The sequence below is a fragment of the Thiofilum flexile DSM 14609 genome (assembly GCF_000380185.1).
Taxonomy (GTDB): domain Bacteria; phylum Pseudomonadota; class Gammaproteobacteria; order Thiotrichales; family Thiotrichaceae; genus Thiofilum; species Thiofilum flexile.
On record NZ_KB904802.1, the window covers coordinates 64340 to 89103 of the forward strand.

The window sequence follows — 24764 nt, forward strand, 5'->3', positions numbered from 1 at the left end:
TAATTACCTATTGAGTAGTCATAAGGCTAATGCTAATACCTGCACACCATAATGCAAGTGTTATTGCTTCATCCCATAGTCGGTCGGTATTCCGAGGTGCATCCATACCGACCCCTTTTGCATGCTGTTCAAGACGGCCTAAGGCCTCAAATCCCACCGACCATGGCAGTTTTTGCAAATGGGGGCGAGCGCGTTGTAACGCTTCTCGGCGCATAGGGGTTACGGCAGGGGGCATAGAGCCATGGGCGACTTCATAGCCTTGGCGCATAACATCACCTAGTGCCCAAATAATCAAAGGCAGGGCGGTATCTTCGGCTTGCAGTATTTTAAATACGTGCATCAGGCGTGACGAGTCGCGCTGTAAAATCGCATCACTAAGATCAAATACACTATAACGCGCATTATCCGCTACCGTGCTGGCAATTTGTTTAACCTCAATGGGTTGATCGCCAAAAAGTAATTTAAGTTTTTGAATTTCTTGCTGGGCGGCAAGTAGATTACCCTCCATGCGTTCACTTAAATAGCGTAAAGCCTCGGTGCTGGCTTTAAGCCCTGCTTGTTGAGCGCGTTTGGCTATCCATGCTTGGGTTTTAGCAGGAGTTAGCTCCCAGACATTTACGATAACGCCAGCCTTGTCTAGTGCTTTAAACCATGCCGCATTGCGTTGGCTTTTATCTAAGCGTTCGGATTGCACCAGAAGTATTTTATCGCTTGGTAATACTTGCAAATAATGTTGCAGGGCTTTGGCTCCATTTTGCCCTAATTTGGCGTTATAAAGACGCAAATCAATTAAGGTTCTTTGCGCAAAAAGCGAAAGCGCACTCGCGGCTTCGGTCAATTGCCCCCAATCAAATTGGGCATCAACACTCAGGAGTTGCCGCTCGATAAAGCCCTGTTCCCGCGCTTTGGCTTGAATCAGCTCGGCTGTTTCCATCACTTGCAGGGGTTCATCACCCGTTACCCAATAAATAGGCAGTAATTGGCGGGCTAAATGATCAGCGACTTGTTCAACAGCTAATTGCATGGTGGGTCATTTATTCTCTGAATGGTCTGTGATGGTAGCAGTTTTCTGCTTTAGCACTCTAGTCAAAGTCTATTAAATGCCCCCTGACCGTTCGTCTATTAATCCCCAATTAATGTCTAGGCTAGGTGAGCAAAGTCAATAAATTTTTACCATACTTAACCTATCACCTTTGCTTGCTGACTAGGGAATGGTTTTATGGCTTCCAATCACTTGGCGTTTCATGACGCTGCGGCTCTTCAAAATGCACAAGCTCTTTCGGGTTTGCATTATCAGTTTACGAATCATAAAGCAGTTGTGCTAAGCACATGGGCTTTGGCTTATCGGGTAAACGCGGAAATAGAACGTACTCGGATTACTCCGGTGATTCACGATATTGCCCCCATTGAAATTCAATTGGAAAACAAGGTCAAGGTTAAAGCGCCTATTATTGTGGATAACTCTGCTCACTATGGTAAGGTCGAGGCACCTGTGGTGGCTACTAATAACAATAGTGCGTCGCTGGCAAAAGAACGCATTATGGCGGCGCGAGCAGCGAATGCGGCTGCTAAAGCTGCTGCAGCTAAACCTAGCCCTAAAGCGCCTAGTAAAAATAATCCAAATAAGCCTACCTATGTATGGAAACCCGGACACGGTGCGATTGAAAAAGTGGATCGCCGTACCGGAGAGATTTTCCATCTCTGTGAAGTAGGTTATGAGGAACAAGTCGCTGCTTAATGAAATGTATAGCCATTATTAAAGTAGGGTATTAGAGCTTAAAACGGCTGGTTGCATGGCGTTGCTAACGTTGTCGCTACTATAAATCCTAATAAAGCTTATACAGTGCCTAGGCTATAAAGGATGAGTGTTATAACATAACCTTATTTGAATATTTATCGAGCAAGGGTGTGGAATGTTAGTAGGACGGGGCAGCCTAACGGGGGGGGTTGTAGGTATTAGCCTATGGTTAGTGGGGTGCCAAAATGATGTTGTCTATCTAGATAAATCACTCATAGCTCCAGACGTTAGAGCAACTACGGTGGGTATAACCAGCAATACCCCCACTCATTCAGCTATTGTAATTAGAGCAGTGAATGCTAGTACGAATAGCAAGACGTCGGCTCGTATCCAAACAGTATTTCAGGCTCCACTGTGTCAGGCGACTGTATTACAGCCCGCCCTATTTAAGAGTCAAAATAAAAAGGTATTAGTACGAGAGGGTGCCAAAAGCTATACCCAGAAAACGGCTGTGACGGCTACTAATGCCATTAAAATTCAAATTATGCCCGCGCATTTTGCCCATGAGACCGTTCCCGCTGTTTATAAAACTGTGATTGAAAAAATTCCGGTTAAGCGTGAGCGCTATGAGTTAGTCGTCGAACCTGCCCAGTATCGAACTGCCCACTATCCGCAAGAAGTTAAACCGGCCTATTTACGTTGGCGGGAGGGTTGTTTTACACCTACAGATCAAGCAAAGCCTATAAGTGAGGCCGATAATAGCCCTTGTGTAATGTCTCAAGAGGCACAAGTGCTGACCATCAAACAGCAATTAGTTGATTTATTACCCCGTTTTTCTTGGCGTTTAATCCCAGCAGAGTTTGAAGAGGTCGAGCGTAAAATATTGGTCAAGGCAGGTAAGGGGAGTGGCTTAGTTCCTGCACAGTATCGCACGGTAGAGTTGCATCATGTGGCTGAAAAGTGGGCGGTTGAGGGGAATGAGGCGAGTGCGGCGAGTGAATATCAGACCGTTCCTATCGAAGTATTAGAACGTCCAGCACGTTTACGACGACAAGTGAGTTTGTGTGAGGCACAAATGACGAGCCGAGACATTGAACGCCTGCAACGTCAGCTTGCACAGGTTAGCGGACAAGCTGTAGTGGTCAATGGTAAAATGGATGCGACCACCAAAAATGCTATATTGCACTATCAACAGCAGCAAGGCTTAGCACAGGGGGCTGTTACCTTAGAAACCTTACAAGCTCTAGGGTTTTAAGCAGTCTACTACAGTAGCTCATTGCCTACACATTACTACTTACAAAACAGTTGGAGCAGCCATGACGGAGACAGCCGGGATTTTATTGGGTCAAGGGGACGAGCGTGTTTATCTCAATCCGCGCTTTGCTAATCGGCATGGATTGATTGCAGGTGCGACCGGAACGGGTAAAACGGTGTCTTTACAGGTACTCGCAGAAAGTTTTTCGCGCTTAGGTGTACCCGTATTTATGGCGGATATTAAAGGTGATCTCACCGGAATCAGCCAGCCCGGACGCTTAAATACCCGAGTCGAAGAGCGCTTAAAACAACTAGGTATTCAAGATCATACTTTTGAAGGCTGCCCGACGGTTATTTGGGATTTAACAGGGGAGCGGGGGCATCCTATTCGTACCACTATTTCCGAGATGGGCCCCTTATTACTCGCACGTCTGCTAGAACTGAATGATACACAAGAGGGTATTCTCAATATTGCGTTTAAGTTAGCAGACGATGAAGGCATTTTATTGCTGGATATGAAAGACCTGCGGGCTATGTTGCAGTATCTAGGAGAAAATGCCAGTCAATTCCAAAACTCCTATGGCACGATTAGCTCAGCTTCGATTGGTGCCATTCAACGCCGCTTATTAGTATTAGAACAACAAGGAGGCGAGAAGTTTTTTGGTGAGCCAGCCATTAATTTACTGGACTTTATTCGTACCGATGCACGCGGCTATGGTCAAGTCAATATTTTAGCGGCAGATCGTTTGGTTAATAGCCCTAAATTATATTCTACCTTTTTACTTTGGATGCTATCGGAATTATTCGAGACTTTGCCCGAAGTCGGTGATTTAGATAAGCCGAAATTAGTATTCTTTTTTGATGAGGCGCACTTACTGTTTACTGATGCACCTAAATCATTAGTGACTAAAGTAGAGCAGGTGGTGAAGTTAATTCGCTCTAAAGGGGTTGGGGTTTATTTTATTACGCAAACACCACTGGATATACCCGAATCCGTGTTAGGGCAATTGGGTAATCGGGTGCAACATGCTTTACGTGCTTTCACGCCCCGCGATCAAAAAGCCGTAAAAACCGCCGCCGAAACGTTTCGTGCTAATCCCAAACTGAATACGGCTCAGGTCATTATGGAAATGGGTGTTGGAGAGGCATTGGTATCTACACTACAAGATAATGGCACGCCTAGTGTGGTGCAGCGTACTCTTATTACTCCCCCTCATTCGCAAATTGGGCCAATAGATGATGCAACGTGGCAGGCGTTATTACGCTCTAGTCCCTATGCGGGGCGCTATGATGTGATGATTGATCGTGAGTCGGCCTATGAGGTGTTACAAGCGCGTGCTCAACAGGTAGCGGCACAGGCACAAGCGACTAAGGAGCAAAAACCTACCCGCCGTCAGGCTACTAAAGAAACCTCCCTAACCGATAGTTTACAAGAGGTCGGAGAGGCCTTTGCCAAAAATCTAGCCCGCTCGGCAGGGACTAAACTGGGGCAGCAAATTATGCGTGGTATTTTAGGGTCAATTTTTAAATAAGGTTATGCCTACCATAACCCTAATTATCCCTCAAGCCTTACAAACTTTATCTGTCTGGGAGCGTGATTTTGGTTTTAAACCGCACGCTCCTAGTTTTAACAGCCTATTTAATTCTAAGCGCTTACAAACTATTCCCGTCCGAGGCGTAGAGAATACCGTATTGTATTTAGCCGGAGTGAGCACGCAAACTATCTCGCTAGCTGCTTGGCGTTATGCAGTTCAATTTGGCACATTGCCAGAAAAAGCATTATTTTGTGCTGATCTAGTACAATTAGAGTCAAACTTAAAAGGGGTAAGGTTATTACCACATTTGCCCTGCATCACAGCAGCCGATAATGAGCAAGTGAGTCAATTACTCAACCCTTTCTTAGCCCAAGATGGTTTGATTTGGTTAGGTAAGGATAATTATGGCTATCTATTACTAGACTCAATCCCTAATATTAAAACTACCCCTTTATCACAGGTATTAGGAGAAGATGTTTTTCCCTATTTACCTCAGGGAGATACGAATGAACACTTATATTGGCATCGCTTATTAAATGAAATACAAATGTTATTGTATGCACCGCAATTAGGTGGCTCTAATGAGCCTAACTTTAATAGTATTTGGCTCTGGGGAAATGGTACTCAGACTGCTAGTGTTAAAACACCCATACAAAAAATAATAGGCAGAGGCTTAACTATGCAAGCATTAGCCTATGGACTAGAAGCGGAGTATCAGGATTTACCTAAAAATCTGAGTGAGGTTGATTTAAGTGTAGGGGATACACTGATAGTTTTAGATGAATTGATTCAACCGGCTTTAAATGAGGATATTAATCAGTGGCAAAGTGTTTTAAGTCAATTAGAGCAAAACTGGTTAGAGCCTTTATTAAAATTAGCCCAACAGAAAAAAATTCATTTACAAGTCAGTACTGCCGAACATGATTGTTATACAGTAGCTGTTAAGCCATTTTGGCAATTTTGGGCTTAAGCAAAAAAGCTACGGAGTATTTCTTCCGCAGCCGCTGTAAATACATCCTTGTACGCTACAAGGCGGCATCCTTGCCGCCAAGACTGCTCCAGAAATACTCCGTAGCTTTTTTTGTCCATCAACCTAGCGAGGCTTAGGTGCTCCAAATGCGTGGTGGAGTGGCTGTTTTACCTATAATCTGGGGGCGAATCAATGCCCAAATCGAGCGCCCTAATTGATGAGCCGTGGCAGTATGCTGGCCTAGATAACGTACTATCAATACCTCTCGCATTAAGGTTGCACCGGCTAATCCATCAGCAAGATTGAGACATAGATTTTGTACAGCTTCGAGTGTTTCGGTATTACAAGGGGTGGCGATTAGGGTCGCAAATACAGGATTAGAGCGTAGGCCAGCAGAGGATTCTAGGTCAGCGAGTTGATGAATCCGTTGTTTATCCATGACTAAGAATTTGCCATCACGGTGTAAGCGCAGGCTGATGGTCACTTGTCCGGCATCAAATCGCTCATGACTAGCTGGGCGTCCTAGGCAGTGAACTTCTAAACCTATAAAGCGCGCATTACCTTGTAAATGAATATCCGTGCTGATGGTGCTGAGGGTATGGGGGAAGTAAATCGATTCTTGGGGTAACCACTCTAAAGTACCTGAATTTATGTCAAATAATTGCTGTTGATGAGCGTGTAAACCTGCCGAGCGATAAAACTTAGTAGCGCCGGGAGTCGTTAAGAGGGCATGTGCCTCTGGTTGCACTTGCACCGCAATGGTGAGTTGATCACCACCTACCACCCCGCCCGGCGGATGGAGAATATAGCCATGGCAAACCCCACCCTCAGGATAAAAAGGCCGCTGCAAAGCTAGTGGCCCGCGCTGTTCGCGTTGGCTTAACACCGTTTTATGCTGTTGTTGGGTAAAAGTCAGGGCGAGTCTAGCTTCCCAGCCCGCTCCTGATATAGGTGGATTATTGCTCATTACGAGAGCGGTAATGTTGCCAAACTTTATAGCCTACTCCCGCCACAATAAAAATAGGGAGCGCAAATAGTGCATGCACCAAAAAGTGTGCTATTTCGTAGTGCATTTCAGCATGAGGAAAAGGCGTATTGTGAGCAAAAGCATTGCTGCTTCCTAGGAAAACAAGCGCTGTTACTAATAATTTAGACATAAAAAGCTCCCCTGATGGACTACCGTTTTAGTCACCTATGCAGATTTTATGCCAATTACCATACGCTAATTTATTGTTTCTTGCACTATGGTAAGGTAAGGGATGCAAATCAATGGTAGGAATAATCATGAGCTATATCGATAAACGTCGTCAGTTATTAAAAAGCGCTTTAGCTTTAGTAGGCGGTGGGATAGCACTACCTGCTTTAGGCGCGGTGAAATTACCGCTTACCCCTAGCTGTGGACAGGCGGAGGAGCTTACCCTCGCTCAAACCGAAGGCCCTTATTTTTCGCCTAATACGCCTTTGAAACAAGATTTCAGTGCAGATGATCCTCATGGACGCCCCTTTTTGCTACAAGGACTAGTATTAGATACGCACTGTAGACCACAGGCTAAGGCTTTAGTTGAGTTATGGCATGCCGATTCGCAGGGGCATTATGATAATGAAGGCTATCGGTTGCGCGGACATATATTTACCGATGCTCAGGGTCGCTTTCAATTTAAGACAGTGATGCCCGGTATTTACCCCGGACGAACCCGTCATTTTCATCTGAAAGTACAGCGTCAAGGAGGACGAGTATTGACCACTCAACTGTATTTTCCTCAGGAGTCCTTGAATGCAAGAGATGGTATTTATGACCCCAGTTTACTCATGCAATTAGGTACTCATCAAGATATGCAATTAGGGCAATATCAGTTTATTGTGGCGTAATATTATGACCTGTCCCTGCCACTATAAAAATAGGGAGCGCAAATAGTGCATTCACTAAGCACCAAAAGGAGCATTATGTGTATAAGCACTTATGCTCCCTAAGAGAATTAATGTAGCTAAATAACTTAGCATTAAAAACGGCATGAATATAAAGCCAAATTTTATTCATAGCACAGCTTTTATGCCAGTTAAATTAAGCAAATTGTTTTTTCGTATCAACGGCCTGCCAAAAATCAACCTCCTCAATAATATTAATTTGATGTTTATCCGCCGCAGAAACAAAGGTTCTACGAATGGGGTTAAAGCTAATACTATCTTGTCCGTGCGCGTTATGATCGGTATGCGTTACACGTAAAGTGGTTTGGTTTTTTTCTTTATAGCGCAGTTGAGGCGGTTCACGATCATTAAGCTCTTGGTTTTTAAGCTCTTGATTCTTTTCTTCTAAAGTATCATTGTCGAGTAAAACGCGGCAAATCCATTTATAGAGAAAAGGGTTTTCATTAATATCACGATCATGATCCTGCTCATCGCTTGGTAATTCAGGCGGGCGAATAATCGCTAGACTAGGGGGCAGTAACGCAGATTGGGTTTTGTTCGGTTGGCTAAGGTAGTTAACTCCCGGTGTTTCATAGGCGCTGTTATGCGCATGATTCATCCGCGCAATGAGAACCGGGAGGAGTTGAGTCAGCAAGCTCAAGAGTTTGCTTAAATCAACCTCGGTGTTGTGTTTGCCCATTGAGTGAGGATTAGCACTCATAGGGTTTTTGGTGTGTAAAGGTGTAGTGGCGGGTGAGCCTACACTGCTAGTTGAATGGTTAATAGGTATAGGATTCATATGGGTCACTTTACTGTTTAGTTAAGCAGATTTAAGTATTAGAAAATACTTGCCAAGCCCTTTTTCAGTGTCATCAATGAAACTTGATTTAGTGTTGTGTACAACCCTATGTATTAAAATATCAGCTATAACTTGTTGATAGAAAACTGATAAATGGTCGACTTTAAGCGATACTATTCCATAGTAGAATACTCAGGATTATTTTCTGAGCAAGTCCATCGGCAAGGTATTTAGGAGAGAGCCTTATCCTTTTATTGTAGCACTGTGCTGCTTATGCCTAGCAGGCTTGCTGCTGAGTTGCTACAGTTTGAGGCATTATAATAATGTGAGCCAATGGTGGTTATGAGTGAGTTTATTTTAAAAGCCAGTAGTCCTGCTGCTAGTGGTATTGTTGCGAAAGTAACGTCCTACCTATTTGAGCGAGGCTGCTATATCAGCGAATTAGCACAATTTGATGATCAAGACAGTGGGCGCTTTTTTATGCGCGCGGTATGTCAGATTCGGGAGGGCAATGACACCCTAGCGACGATTCGAGCAGGTTTTGCACCGATAGCCGAGAGCATTCAAATGACGTGGCAGCTCGTAGATCGTACAGTACCCATGAAAGTATTGATCATGGCGAGTAAATTTGATCATTGCTTGGATGATTTACTCTATCGCTTGCATAAGGGTGAAATCCCCATGCAGATTACCGCCGTTGTAGCGAATCATCTTGATTTACGCCCGATGGTGGAGCGTGAAGGGATTCGTTTTATTTATTTGCCTGTGACTAAAGAGAATAAGCGCCAACAAGAGCAAGAAGTGCTGCGGGTTATTGAGGAAACGGGTACAGAGCTAGTGATACTCGCCCGTTATATGCAGATTTTGTCGGATGAGCTGTGCCAAGTATTGCGTGGGCGGGCGATTAATATTCATCATTCTTTTCTGCCTGGTTTTAAAGGAGCGCGGCCCTATCATCAAGCGCATGAGCGCGGGGTTAAACTGATTGGGGCAACGGCTCATTACGTCACGGCTGATCTGGATGAGGGACCGATTATTGAACAAGCTGTACAGCCTGTGGATCATACCTATAGCCCTGAGGCGCTAACCGCTGTCGGGCGCGATACCGAAACCGTGGCTTTAGCAAAGGCAGTGAAGCTGCATGTAGAGCATCGGGTCTTTTTAGATGGTAATAAGACGGTTGTATTTAAATAACACTCCATTATTTATCAGTAACAAAGCTAAGATCTTATGCCTTAGCTTTGGGGGTTAGGTTAGGGACTGTATTTGCTCCACAGAAAGTCCGGTGAGTTCTGCTACTAAGTCTACTGTCATGCCTTTAGCTAGCATAGTTTGCGCGGTTTTCATACGTCCGAGTCGTTCGCCTTTCTCTAATCCCTCCTCTAAACCGAGTTGTTTACCTTTTTCCAAGGTGTTCTCTAACGCTTCCTCCCATTCTTTAAAACGGAGTTGCTCTTCACTGTATTCGTCTTTCATACGAGCATATTCGGCGGGAGTGATTTGATCTTGCTCGATTAGCTTTAGCACTTTCTGCACACAAGCATTGTGATACTCCGCTTCGTTAACTTGTCCATCAAGGCTATCATTGATGGCTCGCAGCCATTCACGCCACGGCTCTGGAGTACGTTCATTGAGATATTTGGGATTTAAAAAAAGGATTTTATGTGGGATTTCACTAATGCCCACTCCATCCCAATCTTTAGGGTCAAAGTCGATAGCAAGCATATCTTTCTGATGCTTATCACCACTGGTTAACACCACTATCGTGTAAACTGCCGTATTCGGGCGGTAATCCTTGGCATTAACGCTTTGCTCCAGTAATGCAGCACAGTGATAATGTAAAAAGCGGTGATAGTGATCAAGATAGCGTCGATGCTGAATGTCGACAATGATACGGTTGACCTTATCCTCAGCAAACAAATCAAAACGGCTATCGACTGAACCAATAGGATGCTCGAATGATTTTTCAGTTTCAACGTGGTCAATCTGGATTTCAATACCCAAGATATCCCGCACAAAGGCGGTGAAGATATCAGGGCGCGAGAATGCTTTTTTGAAAATCACGCCGTAGCGTAATGAGGCAACGGTTTTCATGGGGCAATATCTCAATTTTAAAGGTTCACTTAGGCTTTAGTATACGGATTAGGGGTGGCGATAAATAGCTGGATTTCATAACAAGCGCATCCGAATAGACACTAGGCCTCCTAACACGTAGAATATATGCCGTCAATTTTGCGGGATGAGCGCTCACGAGTGTCTCATCCCGTTTCGTATGTAAAACCGGAGGTTCTCCCTTGAACACGCAGGCCCTGCTAGTACTGGAAGATGGTAGTATCTTCCGGGGGCGTTCTATCGGCTGTAACGGTCAAACCGTTGGTGAAGTCGTTTTTAATACCGCCTTAACGGGGTATCAGGAAATTTTGACCGATCCGTCTTACTCCCGCCAGATAGTAACCCTCACCTATCCTCATATTGGTAATGTTGGTGTTAATCAGGAAGATACTGAATCAACCGCCATTCATGCCGCAGGTTTAATTGTTCGTGATGTACCGAGCATCTATAGCAATTGGCGCGGTACAGAATCATTACCGGATTATTTAAAACGCAATAATGTTGTAGCAATCGCCGATATTGATACACGCCGTCTCACCCGTATTTTGCGTGAAAAAGGCGCTCAACGCGGTTGTATTATAGCGGGCGATGCCTTAGATGCTGATTTAGCACGCGAGGCCGCTTTAGCCTTTCCGGGCTTAAAAGGCATGGATTTAGCCAAAGAAGTCACGGTGTTAGAGCCTTATACTTGGACAGAGGGAAGTTGGCAATTAGACCCTAATGTACCGCGTCAATCCACCGCTAACCATGCTAAATTCCGCGTAGTCGCTTATGATTATGGGATTAAAACCAATATCTTACGCATGTTAGTAGATCGGGGTTGCCATGTGACCGTAGTACCTGCTCAAACCTCAGCCGCTGAAGTTTTAGCATTGAATCCTGATGGGGTATTCCTTTCCAATGGCCCCGGAGACCCTGAGCCTTGTGATTATGCTATCCGCGCGATTCGAGAAATTATAGCGCGTAGAGTACCTATCTTTGGGATTTGTTTGGGGCATCAATTATTAGGTTTAGCCAGTGGGGCTAAAACCGTCAAGATGAAATTTGGTCATCACGGTGCTAATCATCCAGTGCAGGATTTAGCGACAAAACGTGTGATGATTTCCAGCCAAAATCATGGCTTTGCGGTAGATGAATCAACCCTACCGGCGACTGTTAAAGCCACCCACCGTTCTTTATTTGATGGTTCATTACAAGGGATTGAGCGCACCGATTGCCCGGCCTTTAGCTTCCAAGGTCATCCTGAAGCCAGCCCAGGGCCGCACGATGTAGCGACCGTATTTGACCATTTCATTGAGTTAATGAACGCCCAGCAGGCGTCTTAAGAGTGAATAGCGATGCCTAAACGTACAGACCTAAAAAGTGTCCTGATCATTGGCGCGGGGCCGATTATTATCGGTCAGGCGTGTGAGTTCGACTATTCCGGTGCTCAGGCTTGTAAAGCATTACGCGAAGAAGGTTATCGCGTTATTTTGGTCAATTCCAATCCAGCGACCATTATGACCGACCCGGAAACCGCCGATGCGATTTATATTGAACCGATTAACTGGGAAACCGTGGCGCGGATTATTGAAAAAGAGCGCCCCGATGCCTTATTACCGACGATGGGCGGGCAGACTGCACTGAATTGTGCGCTAGCCTTATCCCGTAATGGTGTATTAGAAAAATACGGCGTGGAAATGATCGGGGCGAATGAAGCCGCGATTCAAATGGCGGAAGATCGGGAAGATTTCCGCATTGCCATGGATGAGATTGGCTTAAATTCCGCCCGCTCGTTTGTAGCACACACCATGGAAGAGGCGCGAGCTGCGCAAACACAGATTGGTTTCCCCACTATTATTCGCCCCTCCTTTACCTTAGGCGGTACTGGGGGCGGGATTGCTTATAACCGTGAAGAATTTGAAACCATCGTAGCACGTGGCTTGGATATGTCACCGACCACGGAAATACTCTTAGAAGAATCCTTATTGGGTTGGAAAGAGTACGAAATGGAGGTCGTGCGCGATCGTAATGATAATTGCATTATTGTCTGCTCTATCGAAAACTTTGACCCTATGGGCGTACATACTGGGGATTCCATCACGGTGGCTCCAGCGCAAACCCTGACCGATAAAGAGTATCAGTTACTACGTAATGCCTCCTTAGCCGTATTGCGTAAGATCGGGGTGGATACGGGTGGATCTAATGTGCAATTTGCGATTAATCCTCAAGATGGTCGTATTATTGTCATTGAAATGAATCCACGGGTATCGCGCTCCTCCGCACTCGCCTCTAAAGCAACCGGCTTCCCGATTGCTAAAGTCGCGGCTAAATTAGCGGTGGGTTATACCCTTGATGAGTTACGTAATGATATTACCGGCGGGCTGACACCAGCTTCGTTTGAGCCATCGATTGATTACGTGGTCACCAAAATTCCGCGCTTTACCTTTGAAAAGTTCCCTCAAGCCGATGCTCGCCTGACCACACAAATGAAGTCGGTGGGTGAGGTGATGGCTATAGGCCGTACCTTCCAAGAGTCTTTACAAAAAGCTTTGCGTGGCTTAGAGACTGGGATTGATGGTTTCAATGAGCGTGTGGATCTGAAGCGTCCAGAAGCTAAAGATATTCTGCGCCATGAGCTGATTGAGCCGCACGCCGAGCGTATTTTATACGTAGCCGATGCCTTCCGTTTTGGTATGTCGGTAGAGGAAATTCATCAATTAACCAGTATTGATCCGTGGTTCTTGGTGCAAATGCAAGAGCTAATCCAGATCGAGAATGGGTTAAGAGATAGGTTTTTGAATGATATTAATGCGGATGAGTTCCGTATGCTCAAGCGTAAAGGCTTCTCTGATCGGCGTTTAGCAAAATTGCTCGATGAAACAGAGCGTGCGGTACGTAGTGCGCGTCAGCGCTTTGGCGTGCGTCCGGTGTATAAGCGCGTGGATACCTGTGCGGCAGAGTTTGCCACTAATACCGCTTATATGTACTCCACCTATGAGGAGGAGTGCGAATCTAACCCCACCAATAAGAAAAAGATTATGGTCTTAGGGGGTGGTCCTAATCGGATTGGTCAAGGGATTGAGTTTGACTATTGCTGTGTGCATGCGGCGCTGGCAATGCGTGAGGATGGCTATGAGACTATTATGGTCAATTGCAATCCTGAAACCGTATCCACCGATTACGACACTTCTGATCGTCTCTATTTTGAGCCATTAACGCTTGAAGATGTGATGGAAATCGTGGATCTAGAAAAGCCGGTCGGTGTCATTGTGCAGTATGGTGGGCAAACGCCATTGAAGCTTGCACGCGACTTAGAAGCTTTAGGTGCGCCGATTATTGGTACATCCCCCGATTCGATTGATTTAGCCGAAGATCGGGAGCGTTTCCAGCAATTGATTCAACGCCTAGGTTTAAAGCAACCCCCTAATCGCACCGCACGCAGTACCGAGGATGCGGTACGTATGGCTCAAGACGTCGGTTATCCCTTAGTAGTTCGTCCCTCGTATGTCTTAGGTGGACGGGCAATGGAAATCGTCTATCAAGAGAGCGAATTACGCCGCTATATGACCACTGCCGTTGAGGTGTCTAATGACTCTCCAGTGCTGCTAGACCGTTTCTTAGACGATGCGGTTGAGGTGGATGTGGATGCGATTTGCGATGGTGAGAATGTACTCATTGGCGGGATTATGGAGCATATTGAACAAGCCGGTATTCACTCTGGGGATTCTGCTTGTTCCTTACCGACCTTCTCTTTAAGTGAAGGCGTGCTCAATGAAATGCGTGATCAAGTACGGCGTATGGCGAAAGCCCTTAATGTTGTGGGCTTGATGAATACTCAGTTTGCTATTAAAGGCTCTGAGGTCTATGTGTTAGAGGTCAATCCTCGTGCATCACGTACCGTACCCTTTGTGTCAAAAGCGATTGGTCGCCCGTTAGCTAAAATTGCCGCGCGTTGTATGGTGCAGCAGTCGTTAGTTGCGCAGCAGGCAACGGATGAAGTAATTCCGCCTTATTACTCTGTGAAGGAAGCGGTTTTCCCGTTTATTAAATTCCCCGGTGTTGACCCGATTTTAGGCCCTGAAATGAAGTCTACAGGCGAGGTCATGGGCGTGGGTAAAACCTTTGCCGAAGCCTTTGGTAAAGCGCAACGGGCAGCAGGTGAGGATTATCCTACCTCTGGTGTGGCTTTTGTCAGTGTGCGGCAGGCGGATAGACGTCATTTGCCTGAAATCGGTGCTTTGTTGAAAGAGCGCGGCTTTAAAATGGTAGCGACCCGTGGTACCGCGCGTGAGCTACAAGCAGCAGGTATTGCCTGTGAGGTCGTGAATAAGATCTTTGAGGGTCGCCCAACTGTTGTGGATATGATAAAAAATGAAGAGATTGATTTAATTATCAATACCACAGAAGGTGAGCAATCCACGCGGGATTCTTTTGCGATTCGTCGGGAAGCATTGCAGCGTAAAATTACCTACACTACTACCATAGCAGGAGCGCGTGCTTTATGTATGGCGATGGGTTATACCGCTCCTGAGCAGGTATATCGTTTGCAAGACCTTCATCAAGGCATTATTTAACAAGGATACGAGAGTAGATGAATAGACCTCCAATAACAGCTCAAGGTGCTGAGCGCCTCAAGCAGGAGTTACACCGCCTAAAAACGGTAGAACGTCCGCGCATTGTGCAAGCGATTGCGGAAGCTCGTGCGCATGGTGATTTGAAAGAAAATGCCGAATACCATGCCGCCCGTGAGCAACAGGGTTTTAATGAGGGACGGATTCAAGAGTTAGAATCCGCCTTATCACTCGCTCAAGTGATTGATACTAAAACAGTCGGTGCGGCTAATGGCGGCAAGGTGGTGTTTGGTGCGACTGTTGAGTTGGAGGAAGTCGAAAGCGGCGATACCATCACTTATCAGATTGTAGGTGATATTGAGGCCGATATTAAAGAGCGCCGCATTGCGGTATCGTCCCCGATCGCACGTGCCTTGATTGGCAAGGAAGAGGGCGATGTTGCCGTCGTTCAAGCCCCTAGTGGTGCGCGAGAGTATGAAATTCTAAGCGTGTCTTACGATTAAGTCGTAAACGGTTAGGTTCTGAGCAAAACCCCGTTAGTGCGAGAGCATTAATGGGGTTTTTGCTTTTGGAGCATTAAGTCAGTTATAGTTTTTAAAGTGTTAATTATTGCAAGATCCATTTTATGTCTGATGCTAGTACCCTACGATCACTACTTAAAAAAGGTGCAATGTCTAGAACAGAGATATTGCGGCTTTTTAATATTAATGAAAATAATTTGCAGGAATTGCTGAATATTTTAAATTCAGAACTCATTGAGTTTGGTGAGGTAAAAAATACCAGCTATGCTCTAAGAAGAAAAATTCGTGAATATAATGAGTTTTACATTTGGGAAATTCCAAGAAAGGGTCAACCAACTGAGATAGGAAACCTTATCCCTGTATATCCTGAAGGTTATATTATTCTTTGGAAGGGTGATCGATTAGTAGAAAAACAGTATTATAGCCGTAGCTTACCTTGGTGGATTTATGATATGCGACCACAAGGGTTCATTGGACGTAGCTTTGCCAATAAAATGGCTGAAATATTAGGTGTGTCTAAACGTATTAACGATTGGTCTGATGATGAAATTCTACTTGCATTGCAGGCATTTGGTACAGATGTCGTGGGTAATTTTATTATTACTAATAACCGTGCTATATATCAGATATTAAGCTCCATCAATCTACAACCCATAAGTCCCTATCTTGCTACCAATATCAATTTAACAATCAGGCACCCTGAGATTAACAAAAAATATTTATACAAACATTTAGCGTTTCAAGCATTGAAAGCGGAAGAGGTCGGATCATCAGCGGGTGGGGAACAACCTAAATTTGTGGCACGGCTTTTTGATCCTAATTGTCCGATCAATGTAATCGTTAAATTTACCGCTCCAGATAACAATACTATAACTCGTCGCTGGGCTAGTTTGTTGCAGGCGGAGTGCTTGGCTACAAAAGTACTTAATCAAGCTAGTTTTGCTAGCGCAATGTCAGGGTTTTTAGAAATAGATGGGCAGTATTTTTTAGAGGTTGAGCGTTTTGACCGCGTAGGAATAGAGGGACGCTTAGGACAGGTATCTCTAGCTGCTGTCGATAGCGAATTTGTGGGGCAGGCTGATGCTACTTGGTCAACTCAATCCATTGAATTACAAAAACAAGGTTTAATCAGTGTCGAAGATGCTGAAACCATGCAAAAACTAGAAGCCTTTGGGCGCATGATTGGTAATGCTGATATGCACTTAGGCAATTTGTCTTTTTTCCATGAACAAACCACCAATCTACGCCTCGCACCCGTTTACGATATGCTCCCTATGCTATTTGCACCACGCGCCTCTGGTCATATTCCTAATGATGTGCCTGAAATCCGTTTAGTAACTCCACCCGCTTTAAAGTATTGGCAAGAAATGTTTCCCATTGCTTTGCAATATTGGCAGCAAATTTTAACATTACCCCAACCAGATGAAACTTTTAAACCCATAGCAGAAAAGTTCATTGAGCGCTTAAATGAATTAAAGCCTAAAATAGGTTTATGATAATTTAATCAATCAAAAGTGTTTTTAATAGTATCTAAGGTAAGAGTGTGGTTTGCTATTAAAGTAACAAAACTACTATTGCCAATAACTACATAAGGCACCTGTGCCTCTCGTGCTACCAGTGTTGAATGAGCCAATCGACTACCGCGCTCAACAATAATTCCGGTTAAATCTTTAATACGATGCACCCAACGATTATCAAAATAAGGCGCTACTAAAATCACACCATTAGGAATATCACCCCGAAACTGTGACGGATTGTCGATTTTAAATACGACCCCCGTCACTCGCTTAGCCACACTTAATGATTGCAGGGTGTTATTAGGGGCGGATTGTAATAGAGGTAAATAGTCAAAGCTCGCAGCTTGTACTTGCTCATGTTGGCGCTGGATTTGATTCCATTGACCTTGTTGAAACTCGGCTATAGTACAAAATACCGCACTGGGCTGATCTTTAATGAGTAATTTTAGTTTATGCAATTCATTAAAAAATAGAGTGCGAATTTGCCTATTTAAACTATTCCAGTCTTGAGTTATTTCAGGCTTAAATGCAGGGGGTGGGTTTAGCCATAATAATTCGTAGCGTTGTGGGTCAAATACCTCATCGCGCCCCGCTCCTTGGCTTAAGCTATTACTAGCTAGCCATAAACTAAAAAACTGAATTAAACGTGTTAGGCTAAAATCAGTAGAGTCAATCCCTACTTTAATAGCTTCTAATACTTGGTTGTTAATACTAGGGGCTTTAAATCCACGCCAGAAACTACCCATTCGTGTGTTGTCGTAAAATGCTTTTTCCTTATTCGGCTCTACTACTATCGTGCCATCAGGCAAACGATACATAAAATCTACTTGAGCCGCTTTATGCCCGATGAGTTGTAAAGTAGGGCGTGCTTCTTGGTATAAATGACGGAGTAAATCAAATGATAGGGGTGATAAACGTCCCACACTTTCGGATAATGCACTATATTCCCATTGGCCTTGAGGTAGGGGAGGCAATTGCGTTGCACTCTGTAATGTGCCGATTAAATGCGTTTGCGGCCTAATTTGTAATAGCGTAAAGCACTGAGTATTGTGATGAAATACCCATTCAATATCTAATGGGAAATCAAATAAACCTTTTAAATGTTGAATAGTATCTTGTAAAGGTCTAATCCAGACATTATTTTCTGGCTCAATAGGGTGAGAGTAATTAGGATCTAAACTAATTAGGGCGGGTGTAGCATTACCCTCAACCACAGCTTGTACGGTAGTCGCATACTCTACATAGCTATAATTACTAAAAAAGCTCCACGGACAAAAAGCTACCCCGCCAATAGTATGTTCAATAAACGGTTGAACCATTAGGGTAGGATTTATGGAGCTTTGTTGTTGTTTTAAACGTTCACTATTAGCTTGAAAGCCATACTCAATAGTAGCCGCTAATTGATCCGCATTAACTTTATCCGAACTCCAAAAATGCCCCGCGAGTGAATGGGTGTTACCATCTTCTAAAGCTACTGCACTGCGTACTATATAGTAATCACTTTGATTTTTTTGGGTAAAATTCTCTAGCTCTACTGGAGTCGGTATAGTATCGATTAACCACGAGGCAGGTGTATTAATACCTGCCTCTTGGGCTAGTTGAAGATAGTAGTATTTATTCGGCTGCTCATTCATATTGTGTTAGCCATTGTTTTGAGTCATCATAAATCCCTACATATTGCTTGCCCGCTTGTTTTAATAAATAAGACATATTTAAACCATGAAAGCACCCACCATAGGTATTACAAACCAGAGCAATCGGTTTATTACCTGCTTGCTGGTAAATTTTTTGTAGCATAGTAGTAGAAGCCGTTTCAAAGGGTAATTGAGTTAAGTTTTTAATGCCTTTAATAGCAGGTGAGTTAGTATCAATCTGAATAGTAAAGTTTTTATCCCCTAATGCTTTAAATTGCTGCTTGCTAAGAATCTTAAGGCTTTTAGGTTGTAGACTATAATTGGCATTGCCATTAATAGGAAGCTTAGCTTCATTCCACGCTGCCATACCACCTTGTAAAAAAGCGATATTGCTATAGCCTTTGGCATGCAAAGCATTGGCGGCGAGATAGCCCCGTATACCCGAATGGCATAAGAGAACAATTAATTTATTGCGCGCTAAGTTTGGTGGAATAATATCATGAATAAGATCACCATAGCGGGCAATGGCGTCGTGTTGAATAGTAAATTGAGAGCGCTCATAACCTTCTCTGACATCGAGTAAGTAAAACTGAGAGCGCTCTGTTTGTAATAGTTTATATAAAGCTTGTGGGGTAAAGGATTCGATAATAACAGGTTTTAATGCAGGTAATTGCTCTGCTTTACGCGCCATTTGTGCTTCTTGTTGCATTTCACCTAGGGTTTCTATTTTCCAATTACGGGTATATTCATCCTTTTCTCTTTTTAAAATTTCACCAACGGCTAACTTCTCGCCTTTAGGGAGTACGGGTTTATTCGCTTGGGGTGGGGTATTCACGAGCGGCTGGGGGGCTGGCGGGACGCTCGTGGTGGAGGTATTTGCTGCATGTACTGTGTCTGCGCTATTGTTAGCACTGAACCACCAAACCCCGATCCCAAACAGGCTAAGCATGAGTATGCCTAACATGAGGTCGCGCTTCCAACCTATTAAATAATGTGAGAAAAATTGTTTGAGGGTGAGTGCTGCACCGGCTAGCACTACGGAAATCATACCGATGAATTGTAAAGCAGATTGCCATAAGGACATTAGCACATCCGGTGGTGGGATGGCATGGGCAGGTTGTAGGCATATGATGCTCAGTAGTATAAGACTGATTTTTAAGCGAATTAAGGTATACATGAGTTCGACCCCGTTGATATTATGTTGCCAGTATAACAATAGCTTAGAGTAGAAAATTGTGAATTAGTTACCAGAATAAAAGAGTAGACTAGACTCTAGGCTTAGGATTGATTAATGAAGGAGAAAATGTAAATGAGTACGCAACCGACTGAGAAAAGCACGCAGCCCGCTAATGGATCATTAGCGACTCAAGAGGGCTCTTTTAGTATGCAACGCTTTTTAAAGCGTGATGCTTTGTTTTTTGGAGGAATTATTTTTCTAGCCTTATTAGGTATAGGTATTACTAATTATAATGGTGAAAAATCTTATACCTACTGGACTTATATGCTAGTGATTACCGCTATTGTGACAACTATCTGGGGCTGGAGAAAGGGCGAGCATACGGGCTTTAAAAATAATAGTAAGTTTTTACTCCAACAAGTCACACTGTGGGGTGCGGCGTTTATTGCTTTATTAGTGATTTATTTATTCTTAGAGTCTGGACGTTTGAATTATGAAACGACGGGCTTAATGATTTTATTGCTTTTAGCTTTAGTGACTTTTATTGACGGTATATTGGTATCGTGGGAGTTGTATATTGTGGGGTTATTATTGTTATTAAGCCTACTCACCGTTACCTATATGCAAAAGTTTTTATGGATTATTATCTTGATAGCCATTATTGGTGGGGGATTAGCGCTAGCGTTTATGATGTTGAAGCGGAAGATTGATAAGCCATCAGCGACGTAATGAGGGTTTAAATGGGCTTAGGCGTGATGCCTAAGCCCAGTCCCTAGCACATCTATTTAGGTGGGGTAGTAGGTGTAGACTGTTGCACTACCGGAGTTAGGGGAGCGCGTGGTGTAGGTGGCACCTTTGGCTCACTTTTCCACAATCCTCCCGTACTAAAGGCTTGCCAGCCCCAACGTAACCAACCTAATACCGTAATAGCCAACCACAATGCCCAGAGCAGCATGAGCAAGCGATAGACCCACAACGAGACACTCCAGACCGACGGTTGCGGTAACTGAGTACCCGTGCGATCTTGATACCAATTGAGCTGAGCCGCATGAGAACCATAGCCTGTAATTTGCATATCAGGATGCCCTAATAAGCCATTTGCGACCGCACCTACCAAGGCTACTAAGGCAAAGAAGGTGAGTGCTACCAATCCTACCTGCATGGTATTAAATCTCCAGACTGACAAAATGCGTGTGAGTGCTGTGCGTTGTGTTAAGGCAATAAGCCAGATGACCATGAGCACTAATAAATAGGTGCTACTTTGACTTAAACCAACGGCGAGCAGAAACCATTGCCAGGTTTTGAGCGGGGTGAGTTTAGAGCGGCCTAAAATAATGGACACGATTAAGAGCGCGAGTAATACCCCCCAAAATAATACCGCAGGTCCTAAATCGGGGCCTCGTGCCCATAATACCCAGCGGTCGGCTGCCATGCTAATGTTTAAGGTACTATTGACGCTATTCACGCCCACGTCAATTGCGGGGAAGCGGTAGAATATCGAGAGTGGGGTATTATCTTGCCACATCACTATAATGGTTTGTTCAGCAGGATTGAGAGGCAAAATTAGCTTATCGCCTTGCTGTTGAATCGGGCGTTTTTTCCCATCAATAATGAGATTTTTAATTTCTACGTCTGGAGGGAGGGTTAGCGTGTGCTGGGTGCCGCGACTACTGCTAATAGTGAGCGTGAGCACAATATCTTTGGCACGTTTACCGGGGTTTACTTCTACTTTACTAGATAAAATAGTGACGGTTTGACCAGCAACGCCCTGAGGACGGGTAATGGTTAAATCTAGGCTTTCATTAGGCCAAGGTTTCCACACAGGAACACTAATCCCATCTTCCTCAACCAAATTATTAACCGGAATACCATTGGTTTGTACATTCCACACCGGACTAGCTGCAACTTGCCATTCTTCTAAATAATCGGGATTAGCAGCGGCTTTTAAGGTGAGCTTTTCCGTGGTATTCAGGCGTGATGACCAAGAAAGCTCTCGTTCTTGAGCGCGAAAGTTGGCTTTAATTTGCCCATCTTTCACGGTCAATTGTTCACTCATAGGGCGCTCCCCGGCTAAGAGGGGAATGGAGAGGCTCAAGGGGGGCGTGCTATCGGAAAGGCGAGTCACCGTGGTGTCAATATACCAATCTAGGCCTAAGTTTAAACGCCGCTCCACTTTCACAAAGGTAGGCAGGGTGCTGGCCTCTTGATCTAAATTAGCTGTAGTATCCGCACCCGTCGTCCGTAGGAATTGTAATTGTCCTTCGGGTACACCATTGTCCCGAATACCATCGACCGACCAATCGCTGGCTTGCCAAGTGACTCGATAAGGTTTGAGCGGGAGACTCAGGGTAAAGCTAGAGCGCTTTGGTAAAGCGCCTTGTAGAATAATCTCGTGTTGACCCGCGTCTAATACCACCCACAGTTGTTGGTCGGTATTGCGTTTCAGAGCCGCACTAGGATTACCATCAATCAATACTTGTTGAGGTAGCCAAGCCCCCTGAGCAAGGGGTAATGGAATCGCAGTCTGATTAGCGGCATGAACTCGCAAGCGTAATTGTAAGCTATCAGCTTGGATTTGAGCATTCATCGCCTCAATCTGAGCACACTGTGGTAAACAGTCTGGCGCTTGCAATAAGCGCTCTTTCAGGGCTTGCAGCATTTCGTCATTAGGCATTTCAGCCGCGAGTGTCGGTTTAGGGCTGAAGCTCATGAGGCCGACCACAGCACATAAGGCTAAGCTTAGGGTGAATTGTGCCTTGATACTAGTCCAAGGGTTTTGCTTGAATTGCTGCCAGACGGCTTGTGGGGTCATCGGTTGATTACTATCCCCTTTAGGCCAAATTAAACGCCAAGCGAGTATGAGTAAGAGGCCAATACCTAAAAATTTCCAGAGTGCTGTCATCAATGGGTTACTCAACAGAAGATAGATACTTTCATCAGGACGAATCGGCCCCGACCAAGAAAAATTCACACTCGACCACTTCCAATTGGGTAGACCAGGGCCGGTTTGAATCATGCTATTAGGATCAAGAGCTTGGAGATCGACTTTAGATTTCTTGGCTGCTTTGCGGTAAGAGTCAACATTTTGTTGTACCATTTCTTTAGATACCCGCTTACGTTCTTGAGCCTTGCCTTGATTTTGTAGAGCCTCATCTTCAGAGGCTACATCTGCTGTAACATAAGCAGATTCCGCAGCAGGTGCCGGTTCGGGGGCGGCTGCATAATTACTAGAGCCGCCATAATAATCTTGACCGTAGTAGTTCCGTTCGAGTTGTGGGTAGAGTGCTATGCGAATACTAGCAATCATATAGGGCACCACAATCAAAGCGAGGACGACTAAGCTAATCAAGCGGTAGTATTTCAGTAAGTCTTTAAGCAAGCCATTAGGTACAACCCGCAATAGGGCAATGACCGCCAATAAGTTGAGCCAAATTAAACGTGGAGCTTCGTGCTCATGCCAGATAAAGACCAATACAATAAGGGCAAAAACACCCCAAAGCGGTTTATATAAATAACCGACGGCTAGGGCAATAATTAATACCAGAAATAAATCCAATAGCGACCAGCTTAAAAACCAAGTATCCGGCGTATTATCCATACCACTCGCATGTAGCAAACGCCAGCCGGGGGGGAGATACAACTCAGTATTGACTTGCTGCAATTCTTGTTGCCAACCATTTGCAGGCGGAGTACTGACGGAGCCTTCATAGCGGCTATCGGCGGTAAGATTTAAATTATTTTTCCGTACCACTTCCACCCCAATATTGGGCGGTGTGGTATCGTCTTGTTGGGTGATCAGTTGTGGCACACCATTAATAGTGACGCGTCCTAACTTAAGCTCCGGTGTGGCATTAAGGCGTGATTGCTCGGCTAGTGAGCCTTGTAATTGGTCTTGAATACTATAACCAGTGCCCGCAAAGTCGAGCCAGAGCGTACGTTTGAGGCTTAGCTCATTACTTTTATTGGATACCATGCCCCGATGCTGCTCGGTTAGGGTGAGTGTGTCACCACTATTCATTAAATACGCAGGTAAACTATTCCAATCGGTAGGTAATTTGGTTTGATTCGGATCAATACTAGCAACACCACCAACCTCTACTTGGCGTGAGGTATTATCCGCCTCAAACACCCACACCTCTTGATTAGGCCAAGGTTGCTGGCTAGTAGGAAGGGTAAAGCTAGTTAAATTATTAGGCGCACGGCTAATAATATCAATCGTCCACTCGCCGGGGCGTAATTGTACTTGTAGATGTTGATTGCGCTCAATGCGACTCGGTAGCGGACTCCTAATGGCTAAGGGAATAAATCCTTCCAACAGCACCGGACTTAAATCTGTATTGCGCTGTTTACCCGAAACGCGTAGTTGAATACGGGTGAGTACTTCAATGGGGTGGGAGTCGGTGATTTTACGAAAAACTTGCAGGTCTAAATTATCCTCACTACTAGCCTCCGTATTTTGCGTCAGCCATAAACGTCCCTCTGCATTAAATTCTGGATTGGCGATGGGGCGACCATTGACAGTGAGTTGGATTAGACCCGATTCGGGACTGACGAATACGGTTTTAGGGAGCTTATCCCATTGAAATTGTCCCCGAACAATATGCGTACCAGCGGCAAGCTTGACCGTAGGGTAGTCGTCTTTAGGAAGGACGGTGAGGGCGGCAGTTTGATCAGTTTGTACATTAGTAGGCCAATGTTGCGCGTCTCCGGGGAGGCGAATGGTGCTTTCTTGATAAATTTGCCAGCGTTGGGTAAAGGTTCCGCCTTGTTCATTGAGGTTTAAATCTAGAGTACTAGGCCAAGCACAGTATTGTTGCGCTGAGGCGTAGGCGCGTGGGCAGTTACGTTCAGGATTATCTTGTAATACCCAGTCTACCCAAGGTTTCAGTGGCTCAGGGACTTGCTCAGGAGTAAGAGGAGCAGCCTTTGCGACTGACAGATGAAGGAAAATAAACAACAGCATAAGACGAAGAAGATGCATAAATCAGCTCGCATTTATAAAATTTGATATAGCTTCAGACCACAGTATAGGCGCAATCTATCCCGAAA

At 44.7% G+C, this 24764-nt stretch carries 19 protein-coding genes; 11 read left to right on the top strand and 8 right to left on the bottom strand.

Annotation, left to right across the window (positions count from 1 at the left end; translation table 11 throughout):
• Positions 1–7 precede the first annotated feature (7 nt).
• Complete coding sequence (gene holA / locus A3IK_RS0115420) at positions 8–1024, bottom strand: DNA polymerase III subunit delta (RefSeq protein WP_020560882.1); 1017 nt, start codon at positions 1022–1024, stop codon at positions 8–10.
• 195 nt (positions 1025–1219) lie between these two features.
• On the opposite strand from holA, the gene A3IK_RS0115425 reads away from it, so the two are divergent.
• From A3IK_RS0115425 to A3IK_RS0115440, 4 genes are all read left to right on the top strand, one after another.
• Complete coding sequence (locus A3IK_RS0115425; RefSeq protein ID WP_020560883.1) at positions 1220–1738, top strand: hypothetical protein; 519 nt, start codon at positions 1220–1222, stop codon at positions 1736–1738.
• Positions 1739–1913: 175 nt separating this feature from the next.
• Entirely contained in the window at positions 1914–2993 is a 1080-nt protein-coding gene (locus A3IK_RS0115430) for a peptidoglycan-binding protein (RefSeq protein ID WP_020560884.1), read from the top strand.
• A gap of 61 nt (positions 2994–3054) precedes the next feature.
• Entirely contained in the window at positions 3055–4524 is a 1470-nt protein-coding gene (locus tag A3IK_RS0115435; protein WP_020560885.1) for a helicase HerA-like domain-containing protein, read from the top strand.
• Positions 4525–4528: 4 nt separating this feature from the next.
• Entirely contained in the window at positions 4529–5497 is a 969-nt protein-coding gene (locus tag A3IK_RS0115440; RefSeq protein WP_020560886.1) for a hypothetical protein, read from the top strand.
• A gap of 133 nt (positions 5498–5630) precedes the next feature.
• On the opposite strand, the gene A3IK_RS0115450 is transcribed toward A3IK_RS0115440, so the two are convergent.
• Positions 5631–6464 (bottom strand): urease accessory protein UreD, encoded by an 834-nt coding sequence (locus A3IK_RS0115450; protein WP_020560888.1) that lies wholly within the window; start codon positions 6462–6464, stop codon positions 5631–5633.
• Positions 6454–6654: a hypothetical protein gene (locus A3IK_RS0115455; RefSeq protein WP_020560889.1), complete on the bottom strand. Its 201-nt coding sequence runs from the start codon at positions 6652–6654 to the stop codon at positions 6454–6456. The genes A3IK_RS0115450 and A3IK_RS0115455 overlap by 11 nt, the downstream gene beginning before the upstream one ends.
• Before the next feature lie 127 nt (positions 6655–6781).
• Between A3IK_RS0115455 and A3IK_RS0115460 the strand changes: the two genes are divergently transcribed.
• Complete coding sequence (locus tag A3IK_RS0115460; protein WP_020560890.1) at positions 6782–7366, top strand: dioxygenase family protein; 585 nt, start codon at positions 6782–6784, stop codon at positions 7364–7366.
• 193 nt (positions 7367–7559) lie between these two features.
• On the opposite strand, the gene A3IK_RS0115465 is transcribed toward A3IK_RS0115460, so the two are convergent.
• A complete protein-coding gene (locus A3IK_RS0115465; RefSeq protein WP_020560891.1) occupies positions 7560–8201 on the bottom strand; it encodes a hypothetical protein in 642 nt (213 codons plus the stop codon).
• A 342-nt stretch (positions 8202–8543) separates the two neighbouring features.
• Here A3IK_RS0115465 and purU point away from each other — a divergent pair, with 342 nt between their 5' ends.
• Complete coding sequence (purU, locus tag A3IK_RS0115470) at positions 8544–9395, top strand: formyltetrahydrofolate deformylase (protein WP_245539496.1); 852 nt, start codon at positions 8544–8546, stop codon at positions 9393–9395.
• A 54-nt stretch (positions 9396–9449) separates the two neighbouring features.
• Here the strand turns inward: purU and A3IK_RS0115475 are convergent, their stop codons facing one another.
• On the bottom strand, positions 9450–10295 hold the full coding sequence (locus A3IK_RS0115475; protein ID WP_020560893.1) for a hypothetical protein: 846 nt from the start codon (positions 10293–10295) through the stop codon (positions 9450–9452).
• A gap of 200 nt (positions 10296–10495) precedes the next feature.
• Between A3IK_RS0115475 and carA the strand changes: the two genes are divergently transcribed.
• From carA to yjjJ, 4 genes are all read left to right on the top strand, one after another.
• The gene (gene carA / locus A3IK_RS0115480) at positions 10496–11638 is read left to right on the top strand and encodes a glutamine-hydrolyzing carbamoyl-phosphate synthase small subunit (protein ID WP_020560894.1); all 1143 of its coding nucleotides are present in this window, start codon (positions 10496–10498) and stop codon (positions 11636–11638) included.
• Positions 11639–11650: 12 nt separating this feature from the next.
• Positions 11651–14869, top strand: a complete 3219-nt coding sequence (gene carB, locus A3IK_RS0115485; RefSeq protein WP_020560895.1) for a carbamoyl-phosphate synthase large subunit — start codon at positions 11651–11653, stop codon at positions 14867–14869.
• 17 nt (positions 14870–14886) lie between these two features.
• Positions 14887–15369, top strand: coding sequence for a transcription elongation factor GreA (gene greA / locus A3IK_RS0115490; RefSeq protein WP_020560896.1), 483 nt, complete (start codon positions 14887–14889; stop codon positions 15367–15369).
• Positions 15370–15491: 122 nt separating this feature from the next.
• Complete coding sequence (yjjJ, locus tag A3IK_RS0115495; RefSeq protein WP_020560897.1) at positions 15492–16883, top strand: type II toxin-antitoxin system HipA family toxin YjjJ; 1392 nt, start codon at positions 15492–15494, stop codon at positions 16881–16883.
• An 8-nt stretch (positions 16884–16891) separates the two neighbouring features.
• On the opposite strand, the gene A3IK_RS0115500 is transcribed toward yjjJ, so the two are convergent.
• Both A3IK_RS0115500 and A3IK_RS20530 read right to left on the bottom strand, forming a co-directional pair.
• Positions 16892–18538, bottom strand: a complete 1647-nt coding sequence (locus A3IK_RS0115500; RefSeq protein ID WP_020560898.1) for a PEP-utilizing enzyme — start codon at positions 18536–18538, stop codon at positions 16892–16894.
• The gene (locus A3IK_RS20530; protein WP_020560899.1) at positions 18531–19715 is read right to left on the bottom strand and encodes a rhodanese-like domain-containing protein; all 1185 of its coding nucleotides are present in this window, start codon (positions 19713–19715) and stop codon (positions 18531–18533) included. The genes A3IK_RS0115500 and A3IK_RS20530 overlap by 8 nt, the downstream gene beginning before the upstream one ends.
• A gap of 132 nt (positions 19716–19847) precedes the next feature.
• Here A3IK_RS20530 and A3IK_RS0115510 point away from each other — a divergent pair, with 132 nt between their 5' ends.
• Positions 19848–20444 carry a hypothetical protein gene (locus A3IK_RS0115510; RefSeq protein WP_020560900.1) on the top strand — a complete coding sequence of 199 codons (597 nt, stop codon included), beginning with the start codon at positions 19848–19850 and terminating at the stop codon, positions 20442–20444.
• Positions 20445–20496: 52 nt separating this feature from the next.
• On the opposite strand, the gene A3IK_RS0115515 is transcribed toward A3IK_RS0115510, so the two are convergent.
• Positions 20497–24696: a hypothetical protein gene (locus A3IK_RS0115515; RefSeq protein WP_211209459.1), complete on the bottom strand. Its 4200-nt coding sequence runs from the start codon at positions 24694–24696 to the stop codon at positions 20497–20499.
• Positions 24697–24764: the final 68 nt, after the last annotated feature.

Coding starts and splice junctions, on each gene's coding strand:
- holA (WP_020560882.1), bottom strand. CDS start 1,024: ATGCAATTAGCTGTTGAACAAGTCGCTGATCATTTAGCCCGCCAATTA.
- A3IK_RS0115425 (WP_020560883.1), top strand. CDS start 1,220: ATGGCTTCCAATCACTTGGCGTTTCATGACGCTGCGGCTCTTCAAAAT.
- A3IK_RS0115430 (WP_020560884.1), top strand. CDS start 1,914: ATGTTAGTAGGACGGGGCAGCCTAACGGGGGGGGTTGTAGGTATTAGC.
- A3IK_RS0115435 (WP_020560885.1), top strand. CDS start 3,055: ATGACGGAGACAGCCGGGATTTTATTGGGTCAAGGGGACGAGCGTGTT.
- A3IK_RS0115440 (WP_020560886.1), top strand. CDS start 4,529: ATGCCTACCATAACCCTAATTATCCCTCAAGCCTTACAAACTTTATCT.
- A3IK_RS0115450 (WP_020560888.1), bottom strand. CDS start 6,464: ATGAGCAATAATCCACCTATATCAGGAGCGGGCTGGGAAGCTAGACTC.
- A3IK_RS0115455 (WP_020560889.1), bottom strand. CDS start 6,654: ATGTCTAAATTATTAGTAACAGCGCTTGTTTTCCTAGGAAGCAGCAAT.
- A3IK_RS0115460 (WP_020560890.1), top strand. CDS start 6,782: ATGAGCTATATCGATAAACGTCGTCAGTTATTAAAAAGCGCTTTAGCT.
- A3IK_RS0115465 (WP_020560891.1), bottom strand. CDS start 8,201: ATGAATCCTATACCTATTAACCATTCAACTAGCAGTGTAGGCTCACCC.
- purU (WP_245539496.1), top strand. CDS start 8,544: ATGAGTGAGTTTATTTTAAAAGCCAGTAGTCCTGCTGCTAGTGGTATT.
- A3IK_RS0115475 (WP_020560893.1), bottom strand. CDS start 10,295: ATGAAAACCGTTGCCTCATTACGCTACGGCGTGATTTTCAAAAAAGCA.
- carB (WP_020560895.1), top strand. CDS start 11,651: ATGCCTAAACGTACAGACCTAAAAAGTGTCCTGATCATTGGCGCGGGG.
- greA (WP_020560896.1), top strand. CDS start 14,887: ATGAATAGACCTCCAATAACAGCTCAAGGTGCTGAGCGCCTCAAGCAG.
- yjjJ (WP_020560897.1), top strand. CDS start 15,492: ATGTCTGATGCTAGTACCCTACGATCACTACTTAAAAAAGGTGCAATG.
- A3IK_RS0115500 (WP_020560898.1), bottom strand. CDS start 18,538: ATGAATGAGCAGCCGAATAAATACTACTATCTTCAACTAGCCCAAGAG.
- A3IK_RS20530 (WP_020560899.1), bottom strand. CDS start 19,715: ATGTATACCTTAATTCGCTTAAAAATCAGTCTTATACTACTGAGCATC.
- A3IK_RS0115510 (WP_020560900.1), top strand. CDS start 19,848: ATGAGTACGCAACCGACTGAGAAAAGCACGCAGCCCGCTAATGGATCA.
- A3IK_RS0115515 (WP_211209459.1), bottom strand. CDS start 24,696: ATGCATCTTCTTCGTCTTATGCTGTTGTTTATTTTCCTTCATCTGTCA.